The organism is Emticicia sp. TH156, from assembly GCF_002855535.1.
In the GTDB taxonomy this organism is placed as follows: domain Bacteria; phylum Bacteroidota; class Bacteroidia; order Cytophagales; family Spirosomataceae; genus Emticicia; species Emticicia fluvialis.
Window position 1 is genome coordinate 123,900 of the sequence record NZ_PKRS01000011.1, and the last position, 18,295, is coordinate 142,194.

Below are 18,295 nucleotides of genomic sequence, written 5' to 3' on the forward strand. Positions count from 1 at the left end.
TGTGCTTTATAAGCGAGTACCTAACCGGAGATACCCTTATTTATGATTTCAAAATTAGTTCTTCTCTGCGTTTCCGGTATAATTCAACAGCCGTGTTTAACAAAACGTTCATTGCTAAGGGCATATAGGTAGAAAGTATGCCACCATAAATTGCTGTGTCAACATCCCGCAGCGACTCCTCTAACGATTCACTTGGCAGCCGGTTGATAATTTCTTTACTGGTGTATGACGTATAAGGCCGGTCTTCCAGCCATTCCAGGTGTTCTTTCCACATAACCAATGCACGGGCAATATTGGCGCTGTCTAATGTGCCGCGCGCAATTTTCCGGTAGCTGTTCACAAAATCTTTATGACGCCGGCCAAAAAGAAAAAGTCTGTATTGTTTCTCAATCCACTTACCAAAAAGGGCATAAATAATACCCAGAAAGCACAACAAACCCAAGATGTATCCCAGAATTTTCGGATAGTTAACCTGCTGCTGCAAGGGCATCAGCGTTGTGTCGGTTTTTAGAGAGAGGGCGTGGGTGTCTGATTTGATCATCTCCTTTAGAAAAACCGAATCAAGGCTCGCAAAAACAGCCGTACAGTCTTTTTTACCCAATAAATAAACAGGCAGGCTGAATTTCTGCGTTTTGCTGATATCAAAGGTAACCAGTGTATACACTACGCTATCGAGGCTCTTATTGTTATTGGTACTGGTTGTAAAATAATTGCGCCGTACCATTTCAAACGGGTAGAAATTATAGGTGGTATCGGGGAAGAACACCTCCTCTGCAGGAGCATGTTTATAACTCAGGGCGTAGTCAAAAGGGCGGCCCAGTTCTACACTATCCGTCAAAAAACGGCCTTTGGGTTTCTGCGCAAACAGGTCTGCTCCTGCACACATAACAAAATAAAAAAGTGTGCTTAGCACCATGCGCATAGCCCATCGAATTTCTTTTGCATGAAACAGACAATTACCCCGCATGATGTTATTTTCTGACTCTGAACAATTGTATAAGCTTTGAAACATAATCTTCGCGTGAGTCAATGGCCAGATAATTGGCATTATGTTGTTTGCAGAGTTTTTCCAGCCGTTCCTGATTATTTTCAAACATCTCTTTCATTTCCCGTTTGAATCTGGGAGACGAAGTATTAAGCCACACCGTTTTTTTGCTTTCTTTATCTAAAACCGGGATAATCCCAAGGCTTGGCAGCTTTATTTCCCGCTGGTCATAAATGTGTATCACCACCAGGTCATGTTTACGGGCAAGGGCTTTCAGGTTATGCTCATAATTGTTGTCCAGAAAATCAGATATCAGAAAAACAACGCTCCGGCGCTTTAAAATGTTGAGTGCGAATCCGATGGCCGACGTTATGTCGGTCTGCTGCGAAAGCGGCTTCATTTTAAACAGACTCAGAATAATTTCGTAGCCGTGTTTCATACCGTTTGATGGTTTAAAATACAGCTCTTTCTGGTCAGAAAAACAATATAGCCCTACATGCCCTGCCTCTTTAATAGCCGAAAGCGATAACACCCCGCATATTTCTTTGGCGGTATCCAGCTTCAGCTGTCCGTTATTTCCTACCTCCTGCGACGCGCTCACATCGAGCATAAAAAAGACCGTCTGCTCTTTTTCTTCCTTAAAAATCTTCACATAGGCGCCATGGCCTTTGGCGGTGGTAATCCAGTCTATGGCTCTTACATCATCTCCATACTGATAGGTACGCAGGTCGCTGAACTCAAGGCCTGAACCCTTAAATACCGACCGGAAGTTTCCGTGCATTTGTGAGTCTACTGCCTTGCGTATCTTAATTTCGTACTTATTCAATTTCGAAATGATATCCTCAACCACCGGTCTTTCAGAATTTACTTACCATTCTTTTTAATCGATTAACAAACTTTAACGTACTCAATCTCTTATTTTTTTCCGTAATTTGTTGTTTAATCTGAAAACGAAGATAAAGTGAAAATGCTGACAAAAAAAATAATCTTACATTTAGCTCTTATTTCAGCGCTCGCTTCATGTATACCAGACCCTAAAATACCGGCAGATGTAATTGACATGGAAACCATGGCTAAGATTCTGGCAGATGTACACCTGACAGAAGCCAAGGTAAACAGGCTCACTTTTAATGATTATGATTCAACCCGGGTGGCGTATGTTGAACTGGAACGCCGCATAATGGCCAAATACAAAGTAGATACTGCAAAGTATAAAAACAGCTATAAATTCTACGTGAAGAATCCGGGACTGATGGTGAAAGTGTATGACGAAACCCTGAATATACTGGACGAACGAAAGCAGAAAAAACAAATAAAAACAGATTGAAGCAACCGCAACACAAATAAAAGTAAATGTTTAAAGACAACCTGGTTATTATACCCACTTATAACGAAATTGAGAACATTGAAGCCATTATCAGAAAAGTTTTCAATCTGGATGAAGCATTTGATATTCTGATAATTGATGATGGTTCTCCTGACGGTACAGGCCTTAAGGTGAAAGAGTTGCAGAAGGAGTTTCCGAACGAACTGCATCTGGTTGAACGCAGCGGAAAACTCGGCCTGGGTACTGCCTATATACATGGTTTTAAATGGGCTATCGAAAAAAAATATGCATTTATCTATGAAATGGATGCTGATTTTTCTCACAATCCTGAAGACCTGGTAAGGTTATATAAAGCCTGCAAAATAGATGGTTTTGATGTGGCTGTGGGTTCAAGGTATATCAAGGGTGTAAACGTTGTTAACTGGCCTATCGGCCGTGTGCTTATGTCTTATTTTGCAGGCGTATATGTAAGATTTGTAACGGGTATGAAAATAATGGACCCTACCGCCGGGTTTATCTGCTACAGGCGTGAAGTGCTGCAAACCATACCGCTACACAAAATAACATTTGTTGGTTATGCGTTTCAGATTGAAATGAAATTTAACGCCTTCCTTTATAAATTCAATATCACTGAAGTACCTATTATTTTTACCGACCGCACCAAAGGAGTTTCGAAGATGTCGACCAAGATTTTCAGAGAAGCGGTATTTGGTGTAATTATGATGAAAGTATGGAGCTGGTTTAAAAGTTTCAAAAGATAAACTACACAATGCCCATCTGTTTCATCAGAAACAAGGCATTCATGTTTTGTGTTACACCTGCTCTCAACTTGTAATCAAACCGCATTTTGTCGTTTTCTATAATTATTTCAAAACAGATATTCTTTATTTTTTCAGGATACTGCGTAGCCATAGCCGTCAGGTCAAGGTCATGTGTGGCTAGCATGCCAAAAACAGTTTTATACTGCACCAGCTTTTCAAGAAACAATTCAGAACCCCGCAACTTGTCTTTTGAATTTGTGCCTTTTAGCAACTCATCCAGAATCACAAATAACTCCTGCCCTGAGGCCAGCAGGTTTACAACCTGTTGCAAGCGGAGCAATTCGGCATGGAAATATGACTCGCCTTCATCTATTGAATCAGAGATGCGCATACAGGTATAAACCTGCATCGGCTTAAACACAAACCTTTCGGCTCTGACGTTCGCGCCTGCCATAGCCAATATCATATTAGCACCTATGGAACGTAAAAAAGTACTTTTACCCGCCATATTGGCTCCGGTAACGATAAATATCTGCTCCTCTTGATTAATGCTGAAATCGTTGTTTACGCTTTTGCCCTTTTTTAGCAGCGGATGCCCCAACTGTGTGGCATCAAGTATCACGGCGTCTGAAATCTGAGGCACCGTGTAGCCATCGTTGGCAAAGTTGAAGCAGGCAATGCTTATCAGCGCTTCCCATTCATGCAGTATGGTAAAGGCATTCAGTATTGAATCGTTGTACTGAACTTTCCAACTTTCAAAACGGTGCGCACATTGGTAATCCCACAGAAACAAAGCATTCAAAACAGGGGCAAATACACTGTTACGGATGGCAAAATAGGCCGATACTGTAGCCAGTTTTTGAATAATAACCGATGTCTGCACAGGTTTTGACAGTTCTGCCTGTTGGCTACTCAATAAAGTAGCAGAAAATGGCTCATTCTCAATCAACCTGAACATCTCTGTGTATTTCTGCAGATTGGAAGCATTCTTGCTGATATTCAAATAAAGTGAGGTCAGTTTCTTCTGATTCACAAAAGAAAAAACTGATTGGGCTATCAAAGTAAGCAGCCATACCCTGAACGTAATTATATCAAACAACCACAAGCCCAATAAAATGGCATTGATGGCCGGCACCAGCCAAAGTACAAATCTGTATCTGCCCAGTAAATTAACGGGTTCTGTTTTTAGCCATTTAAGCAGCTCCTGGTATCTCTTTTCGTCTTTTTCAAGCAGGTTGCCGGTTGCAAGAAAATCAACCCTCCAAGCTGCTTTATTGCTTAGTTCGGCAATGGCAGTTTGTCTTTCTTCAATGGCTTGTCTTTGCAAAAAAGGGAATTTCAACTGTTGGGCCAGCGTATCCCTGCCAGACTGCGTAACGGTTCGATTCAGTAACTGAAATAGCGAATGCCTGCCGAATATATCAAGGTCGAACGAAAAAAAATGTGACTTATCGTGGTACTCCTTTCCATCTTCAAACTGGTCATAGACACCATTTACAGCCGCTGTTTCTTTTTCGCAGACTTTGAGCATAGACTCATGAAATTCTATACGCTCAATAATTTTCTGGTGATAGTTCACAAAAAACAAAAACCCGGCAAGCACCAGAACAGCACCCGTAACAAGCGCAACAGAAGACCCGTCTCTAATGATAACAAACAGAATGTATAACCCGGCAATGGCCAGAAAAAGCCGTAGATAAGAAATGATAGAAGAAGTTGATTTGTTTTTTTTTATAAACGCAGTAGCGTGGTCTGCTATGGGCTGATAGCTCTTCATTTTGTTTTTTAGGTTTTACCCGGTGTATATAATACCTGCCTTTGAATAAAAAAGTTCTTATTCATCCAGGATATTTTCTTCTACTGTTGACTTCTTACCTTCATTCATAATATCAACAATCTCTTTTATATTGTACACCGAACGATTGTAGCGATTGCTCAGCAGTATAATTACGAAATCCTCCCGCAAGTCAAAAAACATAATTGTATTGTAGCCTTTCCACCAGCCGGTGTGGTACACGTAGTCGGTTTGTTGTTTGGCATTCACCCATAGCCTGAATCCGTAGCCGTAATTGCGCAAACCCGGATACTCAAAACTCCTTGGCAGTATCATTTCTTTCAACGATTCCTTTGATATAATCCTGTTATCTCTTAAAGCATTATACCATTTCAGCAAATCACCGGCGGTTGAAAACACGCCTTTGTCGCCGGTTATATCGTCATAATAATCTTTTGGTAACCTTTGCCCGAACTGGTACCCATAGGTACGGTTGATATTGAGCGAGTCATTTTTAGAGGTAGCAATGAAAGAATCTTTCATGCCCAGCGGCACAAAAACATTCTGGCGCATGTATTGGTCAAAGCCCATACCTGTTACTTTCTCTACCAGTGCCGCTAAAATGGCAAAATTGGTATTGTTGTAACTAAAGAAATGATCGGGCAGGTTAAAAATTGCCGGGGTAGGTTTAGTAGTGGCAAACCACTTCATCATTTCCTGGTTGGTTGGGTAAATTTTGTCGCCTCTAACAACCTTATCAAAAGTATACTGATAATAAGGTAAACCTGAGCGGTGGCATAGCAGACTTCTGATGGTTACACCCTCATAGGGGAAATCGGGGTAATAGTCTTTAACTGTGTTGTCAAGCCCAAGTTTGCCTTGCTCGCTCAGTTTCATTACAGCTACTGCGGTAAATGTTTTGGATAGTGAGGCCAGCTGAAATTTAGATTGCAGGGTATTTCGGACGGTGTCTTTAAAATTGGCGTAGCCATAAGCATTTTGGTACACTACAATGCCCTTCTGCGCAACTAGCACGGTTCCGTTAAAGCCCTGAGCCTGTTTCTTTTTCATTACTTCTTCAATCAGCCCGGCTTTTATATCGGCTTTGATGTCTTTTCTGATACGTGCTTCTCTCTTTCGGATCGTAGCGCTGTCTACAGATGGTTCAGACGAAGAAGCATCAGTAGATTTTTGTTGACAAGAAAAACTGAAAACAGAAAATAGAATGGCAAGAATATATAGCTGAAAACGCATTTTTAAAACCCAATAAATAAGTTTTACAATTACTTTTTATACGATTCAAAAAATCGTTTTTAATGGCCTGTCAGTTTCCTCTAACGTACTGCAGAATAATAATCATAAATGAAGTAAACACAACACTGCTGATTACCTTGAGAATGGTGATAAGAAAAAACGTAAAACCGCCCGCTTCAATAAAAAACAGAGCCGTGTGATGTATAAGGGTAAGTATAAAAATATATCTCACAAATCGTTCTGCTCCCATGTCTTTCAATGAGATAACTATCTCGTTATCAATGCCTTTGGTTGGAAGCAAAAACTTAACAATATTGCCGCGGCTATACCCTACCAGCACACTTGCAGCTGCATGCACCCCGGCTGTATTATAGAAAATATCAACCAGCAAACCGGTAAGAAAACTTATCAGAATAACCCAGAGGGTCGGAATCTCATAAGGCAACAATAGTATACAGGCAACATATACAAAACAGAAGGCCACATCAAAAAATACAAAATTGCGGAGCACCACTATCTGTAAGATGAGGTAAATGAAAAAGGTTACTATTAACTTTATGACGGTCTGGGAGTTCATTTAAAGTCTTGCGTATAATTGATACAATGCACAACGGGTACCCGCTGTATGGCTGGTCTGCAATATTATTTTTTAACTTCGGGTCTGGTCGATTCTTCGAGTTTTTCCTGCTCTTTTTTCAACTTGTTATTCACTACATACACGTACGATATGTTCTGAAAATCAGTTGCCAGCTCTACCTCAATATCAAAAAATGCTTCATCCTGCTTGGTGCCTATTTTGCTGATTCTACCTACCATGGTTCCTGAAGGGAAAATCACGTTCTGTTCAGATGTCATCACGGAGTCACCTTTCTTGATAGGCTTGAATCGCCCGATAGTCGTCAGCTCAATAGACCGTGGGTCCAGCCCTTCCCATTTGGCAATACCTAATGCTTTTTCGTTTTTGGCGCGCAGGGCTTCGCTTCTTACCTCGCTTGAAACATTAAATTCTGAATGCAGAATGGAATACACACGCGAGAAGTGGTCTGAACATTGCATAACCTGCCCAACCACACCTTGCGGACAAATAACGCCCATACCGGGTTCAATGCCGTCTAGCTTGCCCTTGTTAATAGTAAGATAGTTCTTAGACAAGTTAACCGTATTATTAACAACCTTGGCAACCTTAAATTCAAACCGGGTAGCATAGGCCGAATCAACCTTGTAATAGTCTCCCTCGCGGCCTTTTAATTCCTGCATGGCAATCATGGCGCGCTTCAGCTCGGCATTTTCGGTTACCAGCTGCTCGTTTACATTACCGAGGTTCATATAACTCTTCACATAGTTTGATACCTCCAGGGTTTTGGCAGCGTAGTAGTTTGAGGTATTAAAGAATGAGACATCCCAGTAATAATCGTTTTTCACTATCAGCCAGAAACTCAGCAATTCTAAAATCACAAACAACAGGAAATTTCGTATCCGATATATCAGACGGAAGAGTTGCGACATAAGTCTTTATAAATTAAAACTATAAGCTACGAGTAATTCAACCCGTAGCTTATAGTTTGAAGATTACTAAATCTACTGAACAATAACGGCTCTGTATTTTTCAATATTTTTCAACACTTCTCCGGTACCGCGCACCACAGCACGAAGCGGGTCGTCAGCCACATGGATAGGTAATTTTGTTTTTATAGCCAGACGCTTGTCTAAACCATGCAACAAGGCGCCACCACCGGTAAGATAGATGCCGTTTTCGTAAATATCGGCAGAAAGCTCTGGCGGAGACATCTCCAATGCACGCATGATAGCCTCTTCAATTTTAGAAATTGATTTGTCAAGGGCGTAGGCAATCTCGCTGTAAGTTACTTTAATTTCTTTCGGAATACCCGTCATCAGGTCACGGCCACGGATTTCAATATCAGCCGGCGGATTATCCAGGTCTGGCAAAGCAGCTCCTACCTGAATCTTAATAAATTCTGCCGAACGCTCACCAATCAACAGGTTATGCTCGCGGCGCATGTAATCAACAATATCTCTCGTAAATAAATCACCTGCAATACGGATAGACGCCTCACACACAATACCCGAAAGCGCTATAACTGCAATTTCGGTAGTACCACCACCAATATCGGCAATCATTGAGCCATTGGGTTGTTCAATATCAATGCCAATACCAATAGCTGCTGCAATGGGTTCGTGCACCATGTAAACCTCTTTGGCTCCGGCGTGCTCGCATGAATCTTTTACCGCACGTTTTTCAACCTCTGTAATGCCTGACGGAATACAAACCACCATGCGGTGCGACGGCGAAAAAAACCAGTTACGACCGGTTTCAATCATTTTTATCATTCCCCGAATCATCAATTCGGCGGCGGTAAAGTCAGCAATTACACCATCTTTTAACGGACGGATAGTTTTTATATTTTCGTTCGTTTTTTCATGCATTTGCATTGCTTTATGACCAATGGCCAACACTTTTCCGGTAATCTTGTCTAAAGCAATAATTGAGGGTTCATCTACAACTATCTGGTCTTTGTAGATAATAAGGGTATTTGCCGTACCCAGATCAATCGCGATGTCACTCGTGAGAAAATTAAACAATCCAGCCATATTGAGCTTTATGAGTTAATAAGTTTTTTAAATTTGCCCGCAAATTTACAATTATTATTTGCAAACTTCTGTGAAAAATAAATTTTTTACTTTTTAATTGGCCGAATAATATAAATACTTTGCAGGGCATAGAAACCCGCCGTTTTTTTATTTTCCTTAAGTTTAGGCCCTTAATTTTCGTAGTATGTTGGCATGGCGCCGTTTAATCGTTTCTAAGGCGCTTTTACCTCCTTTTTTATGTTTTGCAAGCGATGCAGTATTAAAACTTACCAAACTAATAACGACCTGTAAACAATATTTATTCTAAACTCCTATATTTGCCATATTATGGGAATACGGTCAATTTTAAGCAAACCGCTGGCAGCTTATGTTGTTGCCAAGCAAAAAAAATGGATGGCCCGTTCGGCAGAAGTGCAGGCCGGATGGAGAAAAACGCTGGTTGAAAAAGCAACCGATACAGCCTTTGGCAAAGACCATTATTTTAAGGATATCAGGTCTTATGACGATTTCAAGCAGGCGGTTGCTGTAAGAGACTATGAAGACATAAAAGATTATATCAGTCAGATTCTCGACGGCCGTGAAGATGTTCTCTGGCCGGGTAAACCGCTCTATTTCGCTAAAACCTCTGGTACTACCTCTGGCACCAAGTTTATCCCCATTTCAAAAGAATCTATCCATAATCATATTAACTCGACCAAAAACGCTTTGCTCAATTATATTCATGAGACAGGCAAATCGCAGTTTCTGGACCACAAACTTATTTTTTTATCAGGTAGCCCGGAGCTGAAAGAAAAAAACGGTATACATATCGGCAGGCTGTCCGGAATCTCTACCCATCACGTACCTGCTTATCTGCAAAGCAACCGGATGCCGTCTTTTGAAACCAATTGCATTGAAGACTGGGAAGAAAAACTGGAGAAAATAATTGATGAAACCATCAATCAGCCCATGAGCCTCATATCGGGTATTCCGCCCTGGGTACAGATGTACTTCGACCGCATTCAGGCTCGCACGGGTAAAAAGATAAAAGATGTGTTCCCTAATTTTGAATTGTTCGTTTATGGCGGTGTTAATTTTGAACCCTACCGCGCTAAACTGTATGAGTCTATCGGCAAAAAAATTGATTCGGTAGAGCTTTTTCCGGCTTCTGAGGGATTCTTTGCCTATCAGGATAAACAGGGTGACCCTGGTATGCTGCTGCTGTTAGACACTGGCATTTTCTATGAATTTATACCTATTGACGAATATTTCAACGAAAAACCAACCCGCCTGAGCATTGAGCAGGTAGAACTGGGTAAAAACTATGCGCTGGTAATAAACAATAATGCAGGTTTATGGGGTTACTCTATCGGCGACACCGTGAAGTTCGTATCCCTGAACCCTTACAGAGTAATAGTATCTGGCCGTATCAAGCATTTTATTTCAGCCTTTGGCGAACACGTGATTGGGGAAGAAGTAGAAAAAGCTATGAAGTTTGCTTGCGAACGCCATCCGGAAGTAGAACTGATTGAGTTTACAGTGGCGCCAATGGTAAGCCCGGCAGAAGGTTTGCCCTACCATGAATGGCTTATTGAATTTGCCACACCGCCAAAAAACATAGCTCAGTTTGCCGAAGACCTCGACAAACGAATGACCGAACTGAACGTTTATTACGACGACCTCATAACCGGAAGCATTCTTCAGCGCCTGGTTATTACACCGCTGCAACGCGACGCCTTTATTACCTTTATGCGTTCTCAAGGTAAACTGGGTGGGCAGAATAAAGTCCCTCGTTTATCCAACGACCGCAAAATTGCCGACGTGCTTGGCAAAATGGTTTAGCCGATTGCCATCTCAATCATTAATCAATAGTTTTGGCTGGCCCTGCGCTTTGCGCGGGGTTGGTTTTTTTTGCCCGGGCTACTGAAGTATCTTGTTGATTCGGCACCTGATGAATGGCAGATGAACAATTTTTTATAAATTCACGTTGACAAAAGCAAACAGAACACATCAACAAAAGCATGAAAGTCGAACAAATCTATACGGGCTGCCTGGCTCAGGGTGCCTATTATATTGAATCAGACGGAGAAGCTGCCATTATAGACCCGCTGCGCGAAGTAAACACCTACCTCAACAAAGCCCGTAAAGACGGAGCCACCATAAAATACATATTTGAAACCCATTTTCATGCCGATTTCGTATCCGGGCATCTGGAGCTTTCGCAAAAAACACAGGCGCCCATTATTTATGGCCCCAATGCCAATCCTGCTTTTGAAAGTATCATTGCCACCGACGGACAAACGTTTCAATTGGGCAGAATAAAAATAAAAGTGCTGCATACACCGGGGCACACCATGGAGTCTTCCTGTTATCTGTTGTTTGACGAACAAGGAAAAGAATACTGCATTTTTACCGGCGATACCCTTTTTATAGGCGACGTAGGCAGACCAGACCTGGCTCAGAAGTCGGACCTGACGGTAGAAGACCTGGCAGGTTATTTATATGATTCGCTGCGTGAAAAGATTATGCCCCTGCCCAACCACCTGATAGTGTATCCGGCACACGGGGCGGGCTCGGCATGCGGCAAAAACATGAGCAAAGAAACCTACGACACCCTCGGTAATCAGAAACAGGTAAACTACGCTTTGCAGCAACAAACCAAAAAAGCGTTCATCAATGCCGTAACAGATGGTTTAACGCCTCCTCCTTATTATTTCCCTAAAAATGTACAGCTAAACAAAGCAGGCTCAGCAAGCCTGGAAGCCGTAATGCAGACCGGCATGCAACCATTGTCGCCAGCGGCTTTTGAGGCAGCAGCCAACGAAACCGGTGCGGTAATTATAGACACCCGCCAGCCTGAGTACTTTAAAGATGCCTTTGTACCCAACAGTATCAATATTGGCCTGAAAGGCGACTTTGCCCCCTGGGTTGGCACGCTGATAACCGACATTAATCAGCCGATACTTTTTTTAGCCAACGACGGCACCGAGCAAGAAGTAATTACGCGCTTATCAAGAGTTGGTTATGATAACATTATAGGCTACCTGAAGGGCGGCATAGAAGCCTGGCAGGCAGCAGGCAAAGAAACTGATAATATTGTTTCTATTTCGGCAGAGCAATTTGCCGAAGAATATAAAAAAGGTAATACGCTGGTAAAAGATGTACGCAAGGCTACTGAGTTTGAGACCGGGTTTGTAGCCGGTGCCATGAATGTTCCGCTGGCTTACATCAGCGAAAACATGGCCGAGTTTTCTAAAGACCAGACCAACTACATACACTGCGCAGGTGGTTACCGGTCTATGATTGCCAGTTCAATCTTAAAATCAAGGGGTTTCGATAACGTCATAAATGTTGAGGGTGGCATAGGAGCCATCAGGCAGTTTCTGCCGATGGCAAACACCGTTGCCACTAACTAAAAATCCGGCACCTGTCAACTGAGTTTTACAGGTGCCTTTTTTTATCCTTTCAAATTTCCTCTTAGCTCATACTTCTGCCATTTATCAAAATATCTGTACTTATTAATGTGGCAACATATATTTTTGCAATTAATAATTATTTTTGAAAAACCATCCGGAGCAATACCGCAACTAAACAGCCATCCTGAAGTTTTGAAAAAGTAATGCTGATACATGAAAACACTAAATTAACTATACCGTTTTAAAAAATTATGTTACAATTCCTGAAATACGTCTTTGCGACAATCGTTGGGCTGCTTTTGTTTTTTGTAGTTTGTTTCTTTATTCTGGTGGGCATTGGCTCATTGATGTCAAGTTCTGACGAAAAAACATTTGTATCAAAAAACTCCGTTCTAAAATTAGACCTTAATCAGATAATCCGCGAGAACACACCTCAGGAGGACCCCTTCACCGAGCTTCTTTCAGGTGGCAGAGGCCCCGGGCAGATAGGTTTACCTCAAATAAAAGAAGCTATTGCAAACGCCAAACTAGACCCGAACATCAAGGGCATATACCTGCATGCAGAGTACCCTACAGCCGGCTTTGCTACGCTTGAGGAAATAAGAGGGTATTTGATTGACTTTCGGAAATCAGGAAAGTTTATTTACTCTTATGCCGAAGTGATGTCTGAGGGCGCTGTCTATTTATCAAGCGTGGCCGACAAAAGCTACCTTAACCCAAGTGGCGGCCTGGATTTTAACGGACTAAGTGCCAAATATACTTTTATGAAAGGCCTTTTTGAAAAAATAGGCGTGAAGCCCGAGATTTTCAGAGTTGGTGAGTATAAAAGTGCCGTTGAGCCTTTCATCAGAACCAATATGAGTGATGCCAACCGCGAGCAGACACAATCTTTTATAAACGACATAGCCGCGCGCTTCTATGGAGACATCTCGGAATCGAGAAAAATCCCAATGGAAGAACTGAACAATATTCTTAACAACGCATTGATTCAGGAACCGTCTGATGCCGTAAAATACAAACTAATAACCAACACAGGCTACTGGGACGAATTTGAACAGGCATTGAGAAAAGCTGCCGGAGAAGAAAATGATAAGAAAATATCTTACATCAGTATTCATAAATATCTGAAAGCCGAGAAGTTTGTTAAGGAAGGAAGCCTGTCAAACAGAATAGCCGTAATTGTAGGAGAAGGAGATATTGTAACCGGAGAAGGCGAAGATGGCTCTATAGGTTCAGACAAAATCATTAAAGAATTGCAAAAAGCCCGTAAAGATAACAAGGTGAAAGCCGTCGTGATCAGAATCAACTCGGGTGGCGGTAGTTCGCTGGCGTCTGACATCATGTGGAGAGAAATAGAATTGACCAAAAAAGTAAAACCGGTTATTGCCTCAATGGGCGACTACGCCGCTTCCGGAGGATACTATATGGCTATGCCTTGCGATACCATTGTGGCACGCCCTACAACCATAACCGGGTCTATAGGTATATTTGGTATGCTTTTCAATGTTGAAACCCTGATGAACCAGAAACTGGGTATTACTTTTGACGGCGTGGGTACACACCAATATTCAGATTTTCCTTCAGCGACCCGCACCATGAGCGATGCCGAAAAAATGATGATTCAGAACAGTGTTAACCGCGGCTACGAAGAGTTTACATCAAAAGCAGCCAAAGGCCGCCACATGAGCATTGAGAAACTGAAATCTCTGGCAGGTGGAAGGGTCTGGACAGGCAAACAAGCCAAAGAAAATGGTCTGGTTGATGTTCTAGGAGGGATGGATGTTGCCATCAGTATTGCAGCTAAAAAAGCAAAATTAAAAGAAGGAGACTACCGGGTGAAATACTACCCGATACAGAAGACCGGAATTGAGGCTTTTATGGAGAAATTCGGCAAGGAAAGAGAAGAAGAAAAACTAAGGGCATATCTGGGTACACTGGCGCCATTGGCAAAACAGGTAAAAACCTTACAAAGCATGGATAAACTACAGGCCAGAATACCATTTGAAATGGAGATAAAGTAACCGTTGCCCGTAAAGCAAGGCTTACAAACCGGAAGAAGAGAGAAAAAAGTACTACCTTTGTGCTTTATTCTCTCTTCTTTGTTTAAAAGAATGAGATACCCAAGTCAATAATTTGTATTGGCCAACAGAGAAATGTTATGAAGCAAACAGAAGCCAAATTTGTACAGAGTGCCTCCGACTACCGTAAGAGCCCCAAACCTTTACTGCCCGAATACGCATTTATCGGCCGGTCAAATGTAGGTAAATCTTCATTGATTAATATGCTTACGGCAACCAAAAATCTGGCTAAGACCTCGCAGACACCCGGCAAAACCCAGCTTATCAACCATTTTATGGTTAATAATGCATGGTTTCTTGTTGACTTACCCGGCTATGGTTTTGCTAAGGCTCCGAAAGCCGAACGCGACAAATGGGATAAAATGATTTGGGACTACCTGGCCTACCGCGAAAACCTGATGTGCGTATTTGTGCTGATTGACATCAGAATTGAACCACAAACCGTTGACCTGAACTTTATTGATGCACTAGGCGAGAAAGACATCCCGTTCTATATCATATTTACCAAGGCCGATAAAGTAGGCAAAGTTACAGCCGAGCAAAACATTGATTTATTCAAAAAAACAATGCTAATGACCTGGACCAAGGTACCGCCGTACTTTGTAACCTCGTCAGAAAGAAAAACAGGCCGTGAAGAATTATTGAAAGCAATAGAAGAGTTAAATCAGGCATTTAAAAAATAATTTATAATTTTGCAGCCGCATTAGCCGTTGGTTGTCTGACTCCGGCTAAATACTGAATTCTTTATTCAATTACTCAAACAATTTGAGGCTTAGCCTTAAAAAAGCTTAAAATCCAATGGAATTACTTAGAGACATTGCCCATATATCGGGAAAAAGCGGATTGTACAAAATTTTAAAGCCAGGCCGTAATGGCGTAATTGTAGAAACCCTTGATGACAAAAAACAACGTGAAATGGCAAGCGCCAATGCACGGGTTTCTGTTTTAAAAGATATTTCAATCTATACCGAAGACCACAATAAGTCAATACCACTTTCTGATATTTTCCTGAAAATCAGAGAAGTGCATGGAGAGACTGTTGAAGAAACCTACAAGAATTTCTCAAACAATCAGCTTTTTGATTTTTTTGCAGAAATAGCGCCTGATTTTGATCGCGAGCGCGTTTATGCGTCTGATGTTAAGAAAATCATCACCTGGTATAACGTTCTTTCTAAATATTTACCTGAAATTTTTAAAGCGCCAGCGGCTGAAGAAGTAACCGAAGCCACACCGGCGGCTGAAGAAGCAAAAGCGTAATCTTCTGTTTACAGCACCCAAAACTCCCTTGTTGGCTTACAGTTCAATAAGGGAGTTTTTGTTTGCATGCCCTTTGCCAAAACCATTCACTGCTTTTTTTTAGCAGTTTTGCTATTACCTTTGCAAAACATAGAATACAGGCCAGTTTAATAGATATCTATATGAAACGCATACTTATTACCGGAGCAAACGGACTTCTGGGTAGTGCAACAGCCAGACGATTTGCCCAAGAAGATTTTGAAGTACTGGCTTTATGCCGTGCAGAAAGCGACCTGAGCTCATTGAAAGAAGTAGCGGACAAAATAAAAATTGTTGAGGGCGACATTCTGGACATTAAATCGTTAGAGCAGGCTTTAGAGAAGGTAGATTTTGTTGTGCACACCGCGGCGGTGGTTTCTTATGCGCCCAAAGACAAAGACCGTATGCTGAAAGTAAACGTAGAGGGCACCGCCAATGTAGTAAACACCTGCCTGATGCACGGCGTAAAAAAACTTTGCCACATAAGCTCTATAGCCGCTTTAGGAAAACCAGACGTGCAGTTAAAGCTAACATCCCCATCAATTGAAATAGACGAAAACCAGAAATGGGAAGAATCGCCGATTAATTCACATTATGCCAAAACCAAGTATCTGGCCGAGCTTGAAGTATGGCGCGCTAATGCAGAAGGCCTGCCTGTGGTAGTTGTAAACCCATCGGTTATTCTTGGCGAAAGCGACTGGGGCAAAAGCAGCACACAGTTGTTTAAATATGCTTATGACGAGCATCGTTACTATAGCGAAGGCAACCTGAACTATGTTGATGTAAATGATGTGGTAGAAGCTGTTTATCAGCTCATTAACTCTGACATTGACGGAGAAAGGTTTATTCTGAACGGTGGAACAGTGAGTTATAAAGACTTTTTTACAAAGGTAGCAGGCTTGTTTAATAAAAAACCGCCAACCAGAAAAGTGTCTCCGGTTCTTACTGAAATCATCTGGCGTTTAGAAGCCTTCCGCTCTATGCTTACAGGTAAAGCTCCGCTGATAACCAAAGAAACAGCCAAAAATTCGCAGATGAAATTTGTTTACAAAAACTCCAAAATACAAAACGCCTTGCATTTCAGGTTTACTGATTTTGACGAAACCTTAAAGCGGGTAACTGTGTTTTTATTAAAGAACCGATAGTGTATTTAATAAAATTGATTTTCAATAATTTAGCTGGAAGGCCAAAAACCAAAAGAAATTAAATTGGCCCTGACTATTGACTTCTAACAAAAAAACATTATATTTAATCATTATTCTTTTCTATTTGTCATTATTGAAAAGCTTAATCAAAACACTTTTATTTTTTTTAAAGCCCGTTTATATATGATTAAGACTTATCTGAACAAATTTTTATAAAATTACCGTCCTATGGTTGGGCCGTAAAAACTTTGGGTAATCTTACATGCAACACGAATTCAGCGACAGATTCGAAAACTTCGATGACGCAGATGTAAAAGCGACTGTCGAACGTTTTGAAGGAATGCTCAAAAGCGGAGAAACGGTCTTCTTTGACGAGGAAACGTTTGAACAAATATCTGAATACTATATTCTGGCAGGTCAATGGGAAATGGCCATGAAAGCCTGCTCAATGGGTTTGGAACAATACCCCTACTCACTTGATCTTCTTTTAGACCAGGCCCAGATACATGCTAATTACGAGCAGTTTGAAGCAGCGCTGGAAGTGCTCGACAGGGCCTCGACATTCAACCCCTCAGACAACGAAATTACCTATATGCGTGGTGTAATCTGTAATATGATGGGTAGTTATGAAGAAGCCGTAGAGTACCTGAGAGAGGCTCTGTTGATTTCAGAAGAGCCGGAATCTGTCTATTTTCAGCTTGCGCAGACCTACCAGAACTGGCAGAAATTTGAAGAAGCGGCGCATTTCTATAAAAAAGCAATCAAGTATCAGTTTAATGAAGAAATAGCTTTCTATGAGCTGGTTTTTTGTCTTGAACAACTCAAAAAACTGGAAGAAAACATCGCTTATTTTCAGGAACTGATCGATAACAACCCCTATTCTTACCTGGCATGGTTTGCATTGGGTATGGTATACGGCAGGCTCAATAATCATTCAGATGCAGCCTATGCCTATGACTACTCGGTTACAATTAACGAAAAATTTGCATCAGGCTGGTTTAATCTTGCCTACACCTACATTAATATGGAAAACCATATTGATGCCAAAGAGTGTTATCTGAAAGTACTTAAATATGAAAAACCTACAGCTGAAGTTTATACGCACCTGGGCATTGCCTGCGAAAAACTGGAGCAGTTCGATGAAGCATACAAGTATTATAACGAGGCAATAAATCTGGATGAAAACTGGGACGAAGCCTGGTTTGGTCTGGGTTCAGCACTGTATGAATTAGGGCGCTGGTATGAGAGTTATCATTTTACCCGAAAAGCCATTAAGCTGAACGAAATTAATGCCGATTATTGGTTACTATTGGCAGACACCGAGGCAAAAATGGGGAACTTAGTATCAAGCAACGAAGCCTACACTCATGCCATAGAACTAGACCCAAAAAACATAGACACCTGGCTAAGCTGGTCTTTATTGTTTTTTGAACAGAACGAATACAGCAGGGCATTTGAAATTATTTATGATGGTATCAATGAAATACCCGACGATGCCGATTTGTTTTACAGGGCGGCAGTTTATCTCATTCTTGACGGCAACTTCAACGAAGCCTATCATTATCTGGAAACCGGCCTTACTCTTAATTATGACGCCCACGCTCAGGTTTATGATTTTTTCCCGAACCTGAATACCCAGAAGGCATTATTCAGAATTATTGAGCAATACAAATAAAAGCAAAAAGGCTACC

General features: G+C 41.5%; 16 protein-coding genes. 9 read left to right on the forward strand and 7 right to left on the reverse strand.

The features are described 5' to 3' along the window. Positions 1-40: 40 nt before the first annotated feature. Positions 41-967 carry a hypothetical protein gene (locus tag C0V77_RS19525; protein ID WP_143706137.1) on the reverse strand — a complete coding sequence of 309 codons (927 nt, stop codon included), beginning with the start codon at positions 965-967 and terminating at the stop codon, positions 41-43. A 4-nt stretch (positions 968-971) separates the two neighbouring features. Beyond that, positions 972-1,835, reverse strand: a complete 864-nt coding sequence (locus C0V77_RS19530) for a DUF58 domain-containing protein (RefSeq protein WP_101728062.1) — start codon at positions 1,833-1,835, stop codon at positions 972-974. Between the two features lie 117 nt (positions 1,836-1,952). Between C0V77_RS19530 and C0V77_RS19535 the strand changes: the two genes are divergently transcribed. Further along, on the forward strand, positions 1,953-2,312 hold the full coding sequence (locus C0V77_RS19535) for a DUF4296 domain-containing protein (protein WP_101728063.1): 360 nt from the start codon (positions 1,953-1,955) through the stop codon (positions 2,310-2,312). A 26-nt stretch (positions 2,313-2,338) separates the two neighbouring features. Further along, complete coding sequence (locus tag C0V77_RS19540; protein WP_101728064.1) at positions 2,339-3,073, forward strand: polyprenol monophosphomannose synthase; 735 nt, start codon at positions 2,339-2,341, stop codon at positions 3,071-3,073. Between the two features lies 1 nt (position 3,074). Here C0V77_RS19540 and C0V77_RS19545 read toward each other — a convergent pair whose 3' ends face one another. The 5 genes from C0V77_RS19545 to C0V77_RS19565 all read right to left on the reverse strand — a co-directional run bounded on the left by C0V77_RS19545 (position 3,075) and on the right by C0V77_RS19565 (position 8,711). After that, complete coding sequence (locus C0V77_RS19545) at positions 3,075-4,850, reverse strand: MutS-related protein (protein ID WP_101728065.1); 1,776 nt, start codon at positions 4,848-4,850, stop codon at positions 3,075-3,077. 57 nt (positions 4,851-4,907) lie between these two features. Then, positions 4,908-6,101 (reverse strand): serine hydrolase, encoded by a 1,194-nt coding sequence (locus C0V77_RS19550; RefSeq protein ID WP_101728066.1) that lies wholly within the window; start codon positions 6,099-6,101, stop codon positions 4,908-4,910. A 70-nt stretch (positions 6,102-6,171) separates the two neighbouring features. After that, complete coding sequence (locus C0V77_RS19555; protein ID WP_101728067.1) at positions 6,172-6,678, reverse strand: hypothetical protein; 507 nt, start codon at positions 6,676-6,678, stop codon at positions 6,172-6,174. A gap of 65 nt (positions 6,679-6,743) precedes the next feature. Next, positions 6,744-7,607 carry a rod shape-determining protein MreC gene (gene mreC, locus C0V77_RS19560; protein WP_101728068.1) on the reverse strand — a complete coding sequence of 288 codons (864 nt, stop codon included), beginning with the start codon at positions 7,605-7,607 and terminating at the stop codon, positions 6,744-6,746. A 72-nt stretch (positions 7,608-7,679) separates the two neighbouring features. Beyond that, complete coding sequence (locus C0V77_RS19565) at positions 7,680-8,711, reverse strand: rod shape-determining protein (RefSeq protein WP_101728069.1); 1,032 nt, start codon at positions 8,709-8,711, stop codon at positions 7,680-7,682. A 327-nt stretch (positions 8,712-9,038) separates the two neighbouring features. On the opposite strand from C0V77_RS19565, the gene C0V77_RS19570 reads away from it, so the two are divergent. The 7 genes from C0V77_RS19570 (at position 9,039) to C0V77_RS19600 (ending at position 18,279) form a co-directional block, all read left to right on the forward strand. Continuing rightward, positions 9,039-10,532 carry a GH3 auxin-responsive promoter family protein gene (locus C0V77_RS19570; protein ID WP_101728070.1) on the forward strand — a complete coding sequence of 498 codons (1,494 nt, stop codon included), beginning with the start codon at positions 9,039-9,041 and terminating at the stop codon, positions 10,530-10,532. Positions 10,533-10,711: 179 nt separating this feature from the next. Continuing rightward, entirely contained in the window at positions 10,712-12,106 is a 1,395-nt protein-coding gene (locus tag C0V77_RS19575; RefSeq protein WP_101728071.1) for a rhodanese-like domain-containing protein, read from the forward strand. A gap of 251 nt (positions 12,107-12,357) precedes the next feature. Beyond that, positions 12,358-14,127, forward strand: a complete 1,770-nt coding sequence (gene sppA / locus C0V77_RS19580) for a signal peptide peptidase SppA (protein ID WP_101728072.1) — start codon at positions 12,358-12,360, stop codon at positions 14,125-14,127. A 137-nt stretch (positions 14,128-14,264) separates the two neighbouring features. Further along, positions 14,265-14,867, forward strand: coding sequence for a ribosome biogenesis GTP-binding protein YihA/YsxC (gene yihA / locus C0V77_RS19585; RefSeq protein WP_101728073.1), 603 nt, complete (start codon positions 14,265-14,267; stop codon positions 14,865-14,867). A 115-nt stretch (positions 14,868-14,982) separates the two neighbouring features. Then, positions 14,983-15,441 carry a DUF5606 domain-containing protein gene (locus tag C0V77_RS19590; RefSeq protein WP_101728074.1) on the forward strand — a complete coding sequence of 153 codons (459 nt, stop codon included), beginning with the start codon at positions 14,983-14,985 and terminating at the stop codon, positions 15,439-15,441. 161 nt (positions 15,442-15,602) lie between these two features. Next, the gene (locus tag C0V77_RS19595) at positions 15,603-16,604 is read left to right on the forward strand and encodes an SDR family NAD(P)-dependent oxidoreductase (RefSeq protein ID WP_101728145.1); all 1,002 of its coding nucleotides are present in this window, start codon (positions 15,603-15,605) and stop codon (positions 16,602-16,604) included. Between the two features lie 262 nt (positions 16,605-16,866). Further along, complete coding sequence (locus C0V77_RS19600) at positions 16,867-18,279, forward strand: tetratricopeptide repeat protein (RefSeq protein ID WP_101728075.1); 1,413 nt, start codon at positions 16,867-16,869, stop codon at positions 18,277-18,279. The last annotated feature ends 16 nt before the right edge of the window (positions 18,280-18,295 follow it).

Coding starts and splice junctions, on each gene's coding strand:
- C0V77_RS19535 (WP_101728063.1), top strand. CDS start 1,953: ATGCTGACAAAAAAAATAATCTTACATTTAGCTCTTATTTCAGCGCTC.
- C0V77_RS19555 (WP_101728067.1), bottom strand. CDS start 6,678: ATGAACTCCCAGACCGTCATAAAGTTAATAGTAACCTTTTTCATTTAC.
- C0V77_RS19565 (WP_101728069.1), bottom strand. CDS start 8,711: ATGGCTGGATTGTTTAATTTTCTCACGAGTGACATCGCGATTGATCTG.
- C0V77_RS19600 (WP_101728075.1), top strand. CDS start 16,867: ATGCAACACGAATTCAGCGACAGATTCGAAAACTTCGATGACGCAGAT.
- C0V77_RS19570 (WP_101728070.1), top strand. CDS start 9,039: ATGGGAATACGGTCAATTTTAAGCAAACCGCTGGCAGCTTATGTTGTT.
- C0V77_RS19545 (WP_101728065.1), bottom strand. CDS start 4,850: ATGAAGAGCTATCAGCCCATAGCAGACCACGCTACTGCGTTTATAAAA.
- C0V77_RS19590 (WP_101728074.1), top strand. CDS start 14,983: ATGGAATTACTTAGAGACATTGCCCATATATCGGGAAAAAGCGGATTG.
- sppA (WP_101728072.1), top strand. CDS start 12,358: ATGTTACAATTCCTGAAATACGTCTTTGCGACAATCGTTGGGCTGCTT.
- C0V77_RS19575 (WP_101728071.1), top strand. CDS start 10,712: ATGAAAGTCGAACAAATCTATACGGGCTGCCTGGCTCAGGGTGCCTAT.
- C0V77_RS19540 (WP_101728064.1), top strand. CDS start 2,339: ATGTTTAAAGACAACCTGGTTATTATACCCACTTATAACGAAATTGAG.
- C0V77_RS19525 (WP_143706137.1), bottom strand. CDS start 967: ATGCGGGGTAATTGTCTGTTTCATGCAAAAGAAATTCGATGGGCTATG.
- yihA (WP_101728073.1), top strand. CDS start 14,265: ATGAAGCAAACAGAAGCCAAATTTGTACAGAGTGCCTCCGACTACCGT.
- C0V77_RS19595 (WP_101728145.1), top strand. CDS start 15,603: ATGAAACGCATACTTATTACCGGAGCAAACGGACTTCTGGGTAGTGCA.
- mreC (WP_101728068.1), bottom strand. CDS start 7,607: ATGTCGCAACTCTTCCGTCTGATATATCGGATACGAAATTTCCTGTTG.
- C0V77_RS19550 (WP_101728066.1), bottom strand. CDS start 6,101: ATGCGTTTTCAGCTATATATTCTTGCCATTCTATTTTCTGTTTTCAGT.